Origin of the sequence: Herpetosiphon sp. NSE202, assembly GCF_042688385.1 — a bacterium.
In the GTDB taxonomy this organism is placed as follows: Bacteria; Chloroflexota; Chloroflexia; order Chloroflexales; family Herpetosiphonaceae; genus Herpetosiphon.
The window spans coordinates 306,361-319,147 of the sequence record NZ_JBHUPY010000005.1; the positions used below are offsets into that span (position 1 = coordinate 306,361).

General features: G+C 49.5%; 13 protein-coding genes. 5 read left to right on the plus strand and 8 right to left on the minus strand.

Annotation, left to right across the window (positions count from 1 at the left end; genetic code table 11):
* Positions 1–24: 24 nt before the first annotated feature.
* The 3 genes from ACFMKP_RS07390 to ACFMKP_RS07400 form a co-directional block, all read right to left on the minus strand.
* Entirely contained in the window at positions 25–522 is a 498-nt protein-coding gene (locus tag ACFMKP_RS07390; RefSeq protein ID WP_382290453.1) for a GNAT family N-acetyltransferase, read from the minus strand.
* Between the two features lie 35 nt (positions 523–557).
* A complete protein-coding gene (locus ACFMKP_RS07395; RefSeq protein ID WP_382290455.1) occupies positions 558–941 on the minus strand; it encodes a hypothetical protein in 384 nt (127 codons plus the stop codon).
* A gap of 193 nt (positions 942–1,134) precedes the next feature.
* Positions 1,135–2,115: a polyprenyl synthetase family protein gene (locus ACFMKP_RS07400; RefSeq protein WP_382290457.1), complete on the minus strand. Its 981-nt coding sequence runs from the start codon at positions 2,113–2,115 to the stop codon at positions 1,135–1,137.
* A 173-nt stretch (positions 2,116–2,288) separates the two neighbouring features.
* On the opposite strand from ACFMKP_RS07400, the gene fabZ reads away from it, so the two are divergent.
* Both fabZ and ACFMKP_RS07410 read left to right on the plus strand, forming a co-directional pair.
* A complete protein-coding gene (gene fabZ, locus ACFMKP_RS07405; protein ID WP_382290460.1) occupies positions 2,289–2,714 on the plus strand; it encodes a 3-hydroxyacyl-ACP dehydratase FabZ in 426 nt (141 codons plus the stop codon).
* Between the two features lie 38 nt (positions 2,715–2,752).
* Positions 2,753–3,484, plus strand: coding sequence for a response regulator transcription factor (locus ACFMKP_RS07410; protein ID WP_382290461.1), 732 nt, complete (start codon positions 2,753–2,755; stop codon positions 3,482–3,484).
* Between the two features lie 202 nt (positions 3,485–3,686).
* On the opposite strand, the gene ACFMKP_RS07415 is transcribed toward ACFMKP_RS07410, so the two are convergent.
* The gene (locus ACFMKP_RS07415) at positions 3,687–4,589 is read right to left on the minus strand and encodes a hypothetical protein (protein WP_382290463.1); all 903 of its coding nucleotides are present in this window, start codon (positions 4,587–4,589) and stop codon (positions 3,687–3,689) included.
* A gap of 150 nt (positions 4,590–4,739) precedes the next feature.
* Between ACFMKP_RS07415 and ACFMKP_RS07420 the strand changes: the two genes are divergently transcribed.
* Positions 4,740–5,237 carry a hypothetical protein gene (locus ACFMKP_RS07420; RefSeq protein WP_382290465.1) on the plus strand — a complete coding sequence of 166 codons (498 nt, stop codon included), beginning with the start codon at positions 4,740–4,742 and terminating at the stop codon, positions 5,235–5,237.
* A gap of 50 nt (positions 5,238–5,287) precedes the next feature.
* Here ACFMKP_RS07420 and ACFMKP_RS07425 read toward each other — a convergent pair whose 3' ends face one another.
* Together ACFMKP_RS07425 and ACFMKP_RS07430 are read right to left on the minus strand one after the other, a co-directional pair.
* Entirely contained in the window at positions 5,288–6,562 is a 1,275-nt protein-coding gene (locus tag ACFMKP_RS07425) for an MFS transporter (RefSeq protein WP_382290467.1), read from the minus strand.
* Positions 6,552–7,103 (minus strand): TetR/AcrR family transcriptional regulator, encoded by a 552-nt coding sequence (locus tag ACFMKP_RS07430; RefSeq protein ID WP_382290469.1) that lies wholly within the window; start codon positions 7,101–7,103, stop codon positions 6,552–6,554. Before ACFMKP_RS07430 ends, ACFMKP_RS07425 begins: the two co-directional genes overlap by 11 nt.
* A gap of 638 nt (positions 7,104–7,741) precedes the next feature.
* Here ACFMKP_RS07430 and mce point away from each other — a divergent pair.
* A complete protein-coding gene (mce, locus tag ACFMKP_RS07435; protein ID WP_382290471.1) occupies positions 7,742–8,164 on the plus strand; it encodes a methylmalonyl-CoA epimerase in 423 nt (140 codons plus the stop codon).
* Between the two features lie 139 nt (positions 8,165–8,303).
* Positions 8,304–9,587: a citrate synthase gene (locus ACFMKP_RS07440; protein ID WP_054532525.1), complete on the plus strand. Its 1,284-nt coding sequence runs from the start codon at positions 8,304–8,306 to the stop codon at positions 9,585–9,587.
* 507 nt (positions 9,588–10,094) lie between these two features.
* Here the strand turns inward: ACFMKP_RS07440 and ACFMKP_RS07445 are convergent.
* On the minus strand, positions 10,095–11,129 hold the full coding sequence (locus ACFMKP_RS07445) for an STAS domain-containing protein (RefSeq protein WP_382290474.1): 1,035 nt from the start codon (positions 11,127–11,129) through the stop codon (positions 10,095–10,097).
* Positions 11,130–11,749: 620 nt separating this feature from the next.
* The gene (locus ACFMKP_RS07450) at positions 11,750–12,721 is read right to left on the minus strand and encodes a DUF4386 domain-containing protein (RefSeq protein WP_382290476.1); all 972 of its coding nucleotides are present in this window, start codon (positions 12,719–12,721) and stop codon (positions 11,750–11,752) included.
* Positions 12,722–12,787: the final 66 nt, after the last annotated feature.

The window sequence follows — 12,787 nt, forward strand, 5'->3', positions numbered from 1 at the left end:
CTGATATGTGCGCTTGGGCTGGCATTAAGCAAGCGGTATGCCGCTACAATTGGCTGCTTGCTGCTCTTTATCATGGGTTGCTAATGGATACATGGCCACAATTCGACCATTCGCATCACAGGATTGCTCCTGAAAACCGAGGGATTGATACAAATAACGGGCGGCATGATTGTGCTCGCGATAGCATAGCCAGACCTGATCGATCGTGCCTAACGCTGCTGCCTCCGCCAAAATCGCCTGCATTGCGGCGCGGCCATAGCCTTGGCCTTGAAAGGCCTGATCGATCATCAAGCGGGCGATGCGATATTGGCCAGTGTTTGGGCTAAGGCCATAGACCGCCAAGACAACCAATGTATCTGCTTGGGTCATAATCGCCCGTACGTGCATGGTTGGGTAAAACTGGGCCTCAGCAATTGAATAAAGGTTGGAGGCGACGAAATCTTGTTGCTCAGCGGGCAAGCTCAATTCACAACATGCCTGCCAATTTTCGCGGGTAACTGGGGCTAAATGAACGATTGTCATGGCGATTCCCTCAATGAGTTCTAGGCTACCTATGTTTAAATACAATCATCTTGGCTGAAGTGAAGGGAAACGTTGGTGTATAGTGTGGTTGGAGACATGATCACGGTCATTGCAATAATCGGACACTCCATTGAAGCTAATTCTAACGTATGATCTGGTTCTCTAATAAATACTTTATCCCAGCCACCTAATTTCGTTTCATTTACATAATACTGAACTATTTCAGCTGTTGAAAGCTCAGTTGTATAGGTGATTGTTCGGCTAGGTTGGTTCAATCCAAGCGGGGTAGGCTCGTGCTGGAAGTTGGCTGAAGCAGGATAGGGTATCTTGGGCATGCTTGTACGCTTCGGGCCATGAGAACTACAACCAGCACATAATACAACAATTGCGATACTCCGCCAGTAAATCTGCTTGTTCATTGAAGCTCCATTCGATGCGATATTTTTATAGATACTCAATAGTGTTATCTAAATCATAGAACAACCAAATGGATGTAAAATGGATCTTGGATAAGGTACTTGCTGGATTTTGGGATAAACAAAACCCTGCTGCAATACAACAGGGTTTTGTCGAGGTGCTAGATTTGGGTTGACTCAACCAAGCTAGCGCAGCTTAGAAATGTCGGTCGAGCACATACTCTGAGATTTCGCGCAACAGCTCTTTAGCAGCCGATGGTGGGAAAATATCAAGCGCTGCGAGGCCGCGTTGGGTAATGCTACGCGCTTCGGCGATTGCTTGATCGATACCACCAAGCTGCTTAACTTGGCTAATTGCTTGTTCAACTTGGGCATCGCTTAATTGCTCGTATTGATCAAGCAAATTAACTAAGGGATGTTCGTGATGATCCTTGACTGCCAAGATTAATGGCAAGGTAATGGTGCCTTCGCGCAAATCGTTGCCAGCAGGCTTGCCCAGCGTTTCCTCGGTGCTGACGAAATCGAGAATATCATCGACAATTTGGAAGGCCAAGCCAATATCGTAGCCATAGCGGGCAGCAGCCTCAATTTCTTCTGGGCTACCACCGCCACAAACCATGCCAGCTGCGGCAGCAGCTTCAAACAAGGCTGCGGTCTTGCCACCGATTTTGGCATAATATTGTTCAAGGGCTATGGCTGTGGGCAGCGTCGCCATGACAGGGTGCAATTCAGAGGCTGAAATCGTCATAACCGATTCAGCGAAAATCTGAATCACCCGTGGGTCGGGAGCTAGCGCCATTTCGCCAGCAGCAACCGCAAACAGGTAATCCCCAACCATCAATGCTACGCCCTGATCCCATTTGGCATGGACGGTAACTTTGCCCCGGCGGCGGTCGGCATCATCAACTAAATCGTCGTGAACCAAACTCGCTGCATGAATCAACTCAACGGCGGTTGCTGCATGCAAGCTATCGCTCAAGCGGTACTGGCCTAATTGTGAAGCAAGCAGAACCATCATGGCCCGCAAACGCTTACCACCGGAGCTAACAATGTGTTGACCAGCAGCCGTGATCAGCGCCGATTGGGATTCGACCCGATGCATAATGCGATCTTCGACGGCTTGCAGATCATTGCGTAACGTGCTTGGGATTTCCAATTGTTTTAATGTGTGCGTCATAGCACGCTTCCTACATAAATTCGGTGTTTGTGAAAGTTATCGCGTAGCCAAAGCATACCCGAAAACCATACCAGCGTCAACGGATTTGCCGCTGGCTTTAGGCTCGGTTACACTAGGGGCTAGGCTATCTGAGAGCTTTGTGAGAGGTTTTGAAAGCCGCTAGGAGTGTTGCGATGTTTAATATTGAGGATATTTTGGCCACCCTACCCCACCGCCCGCCTTTTCTGTTGATCGACCGGATTTTAGAGCTTGAGGATGGGGTGCGCGCGGTTGGTCTAAAAAACGTCACCATGAACGAGCCGTTCTTTGCTGGCCACTTTCCCGGGCGGCCAGTAATGCCTGGCGTATTGATTGTTGAGGCCTTGGCCCAGGTCGGGGCATTCATCATTTTGCGCCAGCCAGAGTATGCTGGCAAAATTGCGATGTTTGCTGGGATCGATGATTTTCGCTTTAAACGTCCAGTTACGCCTGGTGATACACTGAAATTAGAAGTAAGCCTCGATAAAATGCGCCGCCGCATTGGCAAGGGCCAAGCTAAAGCCACGGTTGATGGCACGCTGGTTGCCGAAGGTGGGCTGATGTTTGCAATTGTTGATTAACTATTGGCTTAAACATTCGCCTACAGAAGGAGTCTGTTGTGGATACATTCAATGTTGAGCTACGCGATAAGCTCATTCTGGTGGTTGATGATGAACCACGGCTGGTCACATTTATGCGCGTAAACCTTGAAGCCGAGGGTTGCCGCGTGATTAGCGCCGAAAATGGCCGCAAAGCGCTGGAAAAAGTGCGCGAAGATATGCCCGACGCTGTGCTGTTGGATATTATGATGCCTGGCTTGGATGGCTACGAAACCTTGCGCCGCTTGCGTGAGTTTTCTGCAATCCCGGTGATTTTCCTCACTGCCAAAGACGAAGAAGATGATCGGATTCGTGGTTTGGAGCTTGGCGCTGATGATTATATTGGCAAGCCGTTTAGCCATCGTGAGTTGGTAAGCCGTTTGCGGGCTGTGTTACGCCGCCATTATGTTACTCCAACTCAAGCAGTTTCAACCACCAAAATCGACGATCGCTTGACAGTCGATTTTGATCGGCGTGAAGTGTTGGTCAATGGCGAACGAATTAGCCTGCGCCCAACTGAATATCGTTTGCTCTATCATCTGGTGCAAAATGCTGGCTTTGTAATGCCCCACGAAACCTTGCTTGCCAAAGTTTGGGGTCCGGAATATCGCGATGAAAGCCATTATTTGCGCTTGTATGTAACCTACTTGCGCCAAAAAATCGAGCACGATCCAGCAAATCCGCATTATATTTTGACCGAGCGTGGCGTTGGCTATCGCTTCGTCGATTTCAAGAAAAAGAGCGAGGAATAGTTTTCGTTGAATTGACAGGCGTGGTTCCCTCACCCCCCCAACCCCCTCTCCCACTGCACGCGAGCGAGGGGGAGCAGAAGTTTTTACCGACGAATTGCTAAGAACCATGGATTTAAAGCCCCTCTCCCGTTGGACGGGAGAGGGGTTGGGGTGAGGGAAAGTACCTAAATTCTGTGTTGCTGAAAAATATAAGTTCCACCTATCATTGAAGCAAGCGCTGATAGCGTTCGATAGTTAAATCGATGGCTTCTACAACTTGGTAGCTTTGCTGAGGAACAAGTACAGTCAACGCGATTGGTAAGGTGATGATATAGGCTTGGGCAACATCCCATCGGTAGGCATTGAAAAGCTTGGTGTGCAAGCGTGGATTTTGCCATAATTGCACATAATCATCAAGTTTTGCGCCAAACCACTGCGTAAAGATAGTTGAATCGTGAGCGAAGATTATGCGTTCGTAATGGCTAGTACCTTCGCAGACTAAATACGCATGCTCGCGCATACAATCAAGCCGCCAGCGATGTTCCTGATAGCGATCAACAGAACGAAATTCGCCAGTCGTGTTTGCATAATTCAGGCTAATTGTTTGGCCAGCACTAAGCAGCGCCGCATGATTATCCTTAATGCGAAGCGCCCACCCATAATACCCACCATCATAGAATAAATCGGATCCGATCACGTTTGAAAAGATCGCTTGGGCCGCTTGTTGCCACGCTCTAGTGTATTGCTGCCGATCAAAGATAAATGGACCAAGCCCATTGTATGCCCATGGATAGGGTCTATAGTTGTTAAAGCATCGATCAAAGGTGTGCCAAATAACTAACTCCGCTGTGACCGTCATATGGCTAATAATCGATGGATTGTCGCAAATATTACAACAACGAAGGAGTGGCAATTGATCATAACAGACTAAATAGCCACGTTGTGGATTCAATTGCGCAAAATAGTAAGTCTGAATATTGATGTGATCGCCAGCTTTTTGATATGGGTCTTGAGGATCAAGCGAATGTTGTTCGATGTTGGCAACATGAGTGAGTAGTGGGATTCCGTTGATAATGATTTCGATCTCGTCGGAAGGTTGGAGGTGGATGAATTCGATTGTATCCATGCATATGCCCGTGGGGAAGAATCGGGCAGCCCCATAATTGTATTGATGCTAGTTTAGCATACCTGGTCTAATGTTGGCAAAAATAAAATATGAATTAATATTCCAAGCAAGCTGTTCGTTAATCGGCGTATACATTTGGAGGGAAAAGCAATGGAGATTAAACCGCTAATCATTGGTTTGGGTACTACGCAGCGGCTTAGCTTGCATTTTGTTGAGCTTGATCTGCCAAATCAAATGGTTTTGGTTCGTCTAAACATTAAGGATCGTTGGCTTCAGGTTGATCATTTTGATTGTTGGTTTAATCGCGCAACCCTTAAGCGCTTTGCTGAACAGCTTAGGCCTTGGCTGACGCTGCGCACCCATGATGCAGAATTGAACAGCGATTTTGCCTATATGAAAGTTAATAACTTTCGCTTGAAGCTTCAAGTACAGGGCAGAAGTGGCGAGATTCAGGTAGTTTATGCATTGAATTCAGTTGATCATGTGAGCATTGAAGCAGGTGGCGATTTTGCGTTTAATAATGATTTTCTGCTGCAATTGATTGAAGATGTGCAACAAATTAATGCGCTATTTGATCAAATCTGGAATGATCCAGCCATTTTAGCGGCCTATCCTGAGTCGTATCCTTTATTTGATCTATTTGATTAAGTGTAAATAATTAAGCGGCTTCCATAGAAACTATGCAAGCCGCTTGACCATTAATGTTGCTCGACCTGAACCGGTTGTTGTTCAATGCCTAAAATGTTGGGCGATAGAAACCCGAGCAGGCAAACCAGCGTTGCCAGAAAACCGCCTGCAATAAAAATCATGCGAATGCCGATTAATTCGCTGAGCGGCCCGACAAAAATCAAGGCGATTGGCCCTGCCAGCCCAATCATGGTTGAATAGAGCGAGAGCACGCGGCCTTGCAGTTGGTTGGGCACAATTGTTTGAATGATGGCGATAATTGGCGCATTGCCGATTGTATAGGTTACGCCGCTGATAAACCACAGCACAACCGCTATCCAAAAGAGTGGGCCTGGAACCATCCCAGTGAAGCCAACCATGGCTGACGAAAGCGCAAACATCACCAGCACCAACACAATTCGGCGCATTGGAAACTGAATCAGGCTAATCAGCACGCCGCCAATGATCATACCCAGGCCGCCAACTCCTTCCATCAAGGCAACTCGCTCAACGCCACCGCCAAATTCTTGCTGAATTAACAGCGGGGTGAGCACGAAACCTGGAATTAGAACCGCAACCATCAACAAGGTAACGCCATAAAGCAGCACTAAGCCGCGATTGCTCATAACCATGGTGAGGCCGCTGCGAAAATCTTGCCACATGCTCACTTGCTCTGCGCTGGTTTGCATGGTTTGGGGGATTTTATAAAACAACAATGGTGTGATTGCGAGCAGTGCCGTGACCACATCGATCATCAATGCGCCTTCGAGCGAAAAGACACTCATTGCCAAGGCCCCAAGTGGCGCGGCGGCCACGCTCATCAAGCCATAAATCATCTGATTCATGCCAGCGGCGCGGGTTAGCCAATCTGGTGGCACAAGTTGGCTGGTGCTCGCGGTTGCGGCAGGGCTTTGAAAGGCCTGCATCGTGCTGCGCAGAAACATCAAGGTATAAATATGCCACAACTGAATCTGTTCAGTGGCAAACAGCACAATCAAAACAACCATACTGAGCGCTGAGATTAAATCGCTGCTAATCATAATCAAGCGCCGATTCCAGCGGTCAGCGATAATACCACCGATTGGCCCAAAGACTGCTTGGGGCAAGAGCGCCATCATGCCAGCGATTGCCAGCGATTGAGCCGAGCCTACTGTTTGGGTAATCCACCAGATCAGCACAAACTGGGTGAGGGCGCTGCCAACCAAAGAGCTGGCTTGGCCCAGCCAAACCGCAAAAAAGCGCGGCTTCCAATGAATGTGCGACCAATCTTCGGGTGGATTGTTTGATGTGAGCGAATCAATGCTCATAGGTTAACCTCAATAATTCGCTGTAAAGGGCTTGTTGAGTGGCTGAGGGCATGGTTGGCAAGCCAATCAATTCGCTAAACCACAGCGCATCACAGGCCAGTTGAATCGTTAATGAACGGCCTAACGCTAGCCGATCGTCAGCTGGAATCGAAATCGGCTGGGCATAGGCTTCGCGCCAAGCCTCAAATAAATTGGGATAGATTGAGACAACTCGCCGCATGGCATGCAAGATTTGAATATCTTCAGGCGCTTGGTTGAAGCTGGCATGGATATAGGCGCGATGCCAATAGCCCAGCTGATCGCTTGCTTCTTTGCTTAATTCAGCAGCCAAGCATGCCTCCCACGCTTGTTTGCCTAGCTCCAGCAAGCCATAAAATAAAGCCTCTTTGGTGGGAAAATGATGTAGCAAACCGCCTTTGCTCACCTGAGCTGCTTTAGCAACTGCTTCAAGTGTCAGATTGGCCGCACCATCGGCCATAATCACTGCAACCGTGGCATGTAAAAGCTTGGCCTTGGTTGCTTGTGGGTCTTTTTTGGTCATGGAACCTCCAAACCGTCTACCTAGACGGTACTATACCGTCCGAACAGACGGTTGTCAAGGGTCAATGAAGAGGTGCGGGATCAGTTGTCAGGGGTCAGGGATCAGATTGAGGGAACCGCGAAGGACGCGAAGATTAATTTTTTTTGGCCACAGATTGGCCCAGATTTTTCTGATGATGCTTGCCATAGCCCGAAGCCAATAGCCTGATCATTTTGCCTTTTGATTTCTGCCTTTTGATTTCTGCCTTTTGACTTTATGTTCTATGTTCTATGCTCTATGCTCTATGTGTACTAGCTCATTAGGTTGGCAACCAATGGCATGCCCTCACCCCCCAACCCCCTCTCCCACTGAACGCGGGAGAGGGGGAGCCGACCATGTTTCGCCAAGGAATTGTGGGAGAACCACGCGTTTAAAGCCCCTCGCCCACCACGTGGGAGAGGGGTTGGGGTGAGGGGATCAAGCCGTGGTTAACCTAATGAACTAGTACACAAAGCCACCAGCTCATAGCCTGATCATTTTGATTTCTGCCTTCATCCTTCATCCCTCATCCTTCATCCTTCGCCCCTTGCCTTTACGTTTGCTGATGCTGGCGCTACACTTAAAAAGACTGATTTTGGAATGTGTTTTGTGAGGCTGCAATGGAGCAATTGCTCACGAAGGTTGATCATCTTGGCTTGGCGGTGCACGATCTTGAGCAGGCAATTGCCAGCTATCGGGATCAATTGGCGCTTGATCAATGGGAAATTATCGAAATGCCCGAACGCCATATGCGGGTGGCAGTTGGCAACGTGGGTGATACATTATTGGAATTAATTGCCCCGACTAGCCCAGAAGCGGCGTTTGCTAAATTTTTGGCCGAACGTGGCGAGGGCATTCATCATATTGCTTATACAGTTGCAAATATTGACCATGTTTTGGAGCAGTTACAAGCCCAAGGCGTGCGCTTGATTGATCGCGAAGCACGACCTGGCATTCATGGAACTCGGATTGCCTTTTTGCACCCCAAAGCCCTGCATGGCGTGTTAACCGAGCTGGTCGAACATCCCAAGCCTATAATCTAACGCAGTGTGCCAACATGGTGCGTCATAATGGCCTATTTTAGCAACGAATGTTGGGCAGCTTATGTTACAATGACACACCAATCAGAATTTTTGAGGCAATGTCGCCTCAGCTTTGTTCTAAGCTTTTAGGAGGTCGCTGGTGACTAACAGCTTGACGATCACCGATAATCGTACTGGGAAAACTTACGAATTGCCCATCGTCGATGGCACCATCCGCGCCCTCGACTTACGTCAGATTAAAGCCGATGCTGAAGATTTTGGGCTTATGACTCACGATCCAGGCTTCAATAACACCTCATCATGCCGTAGCGCAATTACCTATATCGACGGCGACGCTGGGATTCTCCGCTACCGCGGCTACCCAATTGAGCAATTGGCCGATAGTAGCAGCTACCTCGAAACCGCCTACTTGATTCTCAACGGCGAATTGCCAACCAAACCACAACTTGATGGCTGGGTGCATGAAATTACTCACCGCACGATGGTCCACGAAAATATCAAAAAGTTGATGGATGGTTTCCACTTTGATGCTCACCCAATGGGGATGTTGATTAGCACGCTGAGCGCGATGTCAACCTTCTATCCTCAAGCTAAAAACATCAAAGACCCAGCAACCCGCCGCTTGCAAATTGCCCGTTTGATTGCCAAAGTAACCACGATCTCGGCGTATGCCTATCGCAAACGCATGGGTTTGCCCTATGTGTACCCCGATAACTCGCTGAGCTATACTGGCAACTTCTTGAAGATGATGTTCCAAAAGGCTGATCCCTATCAACCAGACCCAATTATGGAAAAAGCCTTGGATGTCTTGTTTATTTTGCATGCTGACCACGAGCAAAACTGTGGCACGAATGCAATGCGCTCGGTTGGTAGCTCAAACGTCGATCCTTATTCGGCGATGGCTGCTGCTGCTGCTGCGTTGTATGGCCCGCTGCATGGTGGCGCAAACGAGCAAGTGCTGCGAATGTTGCAAGAAATCGGTTCCGCCAGCAATGTCTCCGATTACATTCGCCGGGTTAAGAATCGTGAAGTCTTGTTGATGGGCTTCGGCCATCGCGTCTACAAGAACTACGATCCCCGCGCTGCAATCGTTAAGAAGCTGGCCTACGATGTGTTTGAAGTCGTTGGGCGCAACCCAATGATCGACATTGCCTTGGAACTTGAAAAGATTGCGCTGGAAGATGAATATTTCGTTTCACGCAAACTCTATCCCAATGTCGATTTCTACACGGGCATTATTTACCAAGCAATGAAATTCCCTGTCGATATGTTCCCTGTGTTGTTTGCTATCCCACGCACAGTGGGTTGGTTGGCGCAATGGGATGAAATGCACAACGACAAGGAAACCTCGATTGCGCGTCCCCGCCAGATCTACACTGGCTACGATGCCCGCGATTTCGTCCCAGTCGAAAAACGCGGCTAATTCTAGATTGTAATGGTGATCGTAACGCCCGCTGGAGAGTGCTCCAGCGGGCGTTTGGTTAAATTAATTGTCTCATTCAACTGCGCTCTCATCAAACGGGCTAGGGGCCGGCGATGCTTACAAGGATAGGTTTTAAGATCCCCTCACCCCAGCCCCCTCTCCCATCGAACGGGCGAAGGGCTTTTGATGCTGTGGTTCTTCCGCAATTTGTTGGTACAAATAGGTGCTCCCCCTCGCCCGCGTGCAGTGGGAGAGGGGGCTGGGGGGTGAGGGAATATACCTCATTGCTAATCTAGCAATCTAGATAATCTAGGGCATGTTTATTAACCCTGTGGGGCTTGCTAGCGAAGCATTGCAGTGATCGATGTCAGCTATGAGCAATGGATTTATTGATTGTTGGGTAGATGGCGGAGAGCAGGATCAACCAGCACAAAACTACTGACCTCAAGCCCGTGCTGGCGGGTAATTTCATCGAACACAACTTAATAGCAGCTTAATGCTTCGCCTTTACGAGGTTTGCACGAGGCTATACACGACGCTTTGCAAGTCTTTTTCGCTGCGAATTGAGCGCAAATCCAACCCAATGCTCACCAGCATTTCGGCCACATCTGGGCGCACGCCGATTAGGGTCGTGCTTGCTCCCAGCAAGCGGGCTGCATTGCTCACTTTGAGCAACGTTCGGCCTGCATCACGATCCAAGGTTGGCACGCCAGTAATATCAAGAATCAAATTGCGGGTGCGTTGGCTTTTGAGATTGGTCAAAATTTGCTCAACCAAGGTGCTCAAGCGCTCTGCATCCAAGGCTCCAACCAAGGGCACGACCAAACTATGTTGGGTAATTGGCAAAATTGGCACGCTGAGGTTACGAATGGTGGTTTGTTGTTCGGCCAACTGTTGGGCCAACACCGCTTGGCTATCTGCTTGGGCTTGGACATCGCGCAAGGCCCGTTGTAAGGCTGAGGTTCGTTGCTCAATTTGCTGTTCGAGTGATTGTTGGCTGGCGCGTAAGGCTTGGTTGGCGCTGTTGCTGGCTTGCAGGCTGGTGGTCAGCTGGCGGTGAATTTGCCAAAGCAAGCCCATAATAATCAAAATCGAGAGCGAGTTGAGGATGACCCGAACTGGCATCTCAGAGCCAGCAACTTGATCGATTCGCAGGCGATTGGTGATGCTGACGATGCTGACGACCCAAGCCAAACCGCAAATTCCGAGCAAGCGCTTACTATCAACAAACGGCAACACCAACACAATTGAAATAATCGTCACGGTGGCGATTGAGAGCAAGGTGAAAAAGCGAAACGAGCCAACAATCACCAAGCTTAAGGCTGCCATGTTCATCAAGACCACTGCTGGCTGATTGTATTGGCGTTGAATCAGCCAAAATGCCGTGGCTAACAGCCCGCTGGTAACCGTAAAGCTGGCAACCGCAACCAAATCGCCCATAAACAGATACAGAAATAAGGAGATTAGGGAGCCGCCGAGCAACCAATAGACCGTAGTTTTGAGCCGTTTAGTAACCAGTTCTTGCTCTGTGGGTTGCGACATTGCGCACCTACCTTTGCGGTTGGAAGGGGAGAATCGCTCTAAGCATACAGAGTTTTGCGGCTGTATGCAAGAGCGATTAAGGAGGTAGTGCGCTAGTACCGTTTCTGCCGAATTGTAGTGGTTCATCAGGTTAAGCACGGCCTGATCCCCTCATCCCAACCCCGCTCCCGCCCAACGGGCGAGGAGCTTTAACGCCGTGGTTCTGCAGCACTGCGTGGTAAAAACGGGTGCCCCCCCTCGCCCGCGTCCAGTGGGCGAGGGGGCTCTTACACGGGTAAGTTGTTAAGATTCCCCTCTCCCCAACCCCTCTCCCGTGGCGCGGGCGAGGGGCTTTAACGCCGTGGTTCTGCAGCACGGCGTGGTAAAAACGCGTGCTCCCCCTCGTCCACGTCCAGTGGGTGAGGGGGCTCTTACACGGGTAGGTTGTTAAGATTCCCCTCTCCCCAACCCCTCTCCCGTGGCGCGGGCGAGGGGCTTTAACGCCGTGGTTCGTTTCGTGCAAAAATCCTTGGTAAAAACGCGTGCTCCCCCTCGCCCGCGTTTTCGTGGGAGAGGGGGCTGGGGGGTGAGGGAACACGATTGGCAATCCAATAAACCACTATACCGTTTCTGCTAAATGCTTAGATTGGGCTGCTATTGATGAGTTGTTGGCTTGAGCTAGTTTTTGCTGGATGTGAGCTAGTTTTGAAGCCCTTGGTAATCAACCAAATTGCCAAACTCAGTTCGGTGAGCGCAACCGGAATTGCCAAGAGTGCACCCCAAGTCGAAAGTTGCTCGATAATTCCAAACATTTCCAAGAGTGCTGCAATAAAAATGAGGCTTGAGCCAACTAAGCCCAAGGTGGCGATTGGGCGGGGAATTTGGCGGGTTTGAAAGAAAATGTAGCTATACATAATCGTGTTGAGGCCGAGCATGAAATTTGGCCCAAGCATAAATGTCCAATCGTGGATGGCGATTAACGCTGTGCCAACCACGCGATAGCTTTGCTCATCGGCTGCGGCTGAATTGCTAAATTCGCGGCTAATGCTAAGCAAGGCCAACATGCCCACAATCCCAATCGTAATCACCACTGCTTCGAGGAAGCGAAAACACAGGTGCGCCAAGGCAATGCGTTCGCTATATTGACGTAAGATCGGAAACATCGTGACGGCTGTGCCAACGGCGGTCGTCACGAGAACCAGTTCCATCAGCGCTGCAAACACAATTTGGTTGGCATTGGCTGCGCCTGCACGCAAATAATCGCTTTCGGTTAGCAATGGCGCATACCAGAGTAGGCCAAGAATTGAACTGATTGCTGCCAAGATAAAAAAGATCCCAATGAGAATGGCGTGGCGGCGTTGGTTGGCCATGGTGCTTGCTCCTTGTGAAATGCTGATAGGTTGCTCAAGTGGCACGACTGCAATCAAGCTCAAGCCTGAATCGCGAATTTTGCGCAAAACCCGATATAATGCTGCTTGATCAACGATTGGGCCAGTCAGCAGCGTATTGCCTTGCGGCGTATGGCTGATGGCTAAATCATCGAACCATTCAGCCCAACCTGGGTCAAGCTGGCCTTTGATCTGAATCTGATAATGCGGCGATGAATTTGCCATAGCTTCCTGCTTTGAACTATGCGTCGTGCTCGATCTGCTAGCAGGATACAATTCCGTTCCCAGCCT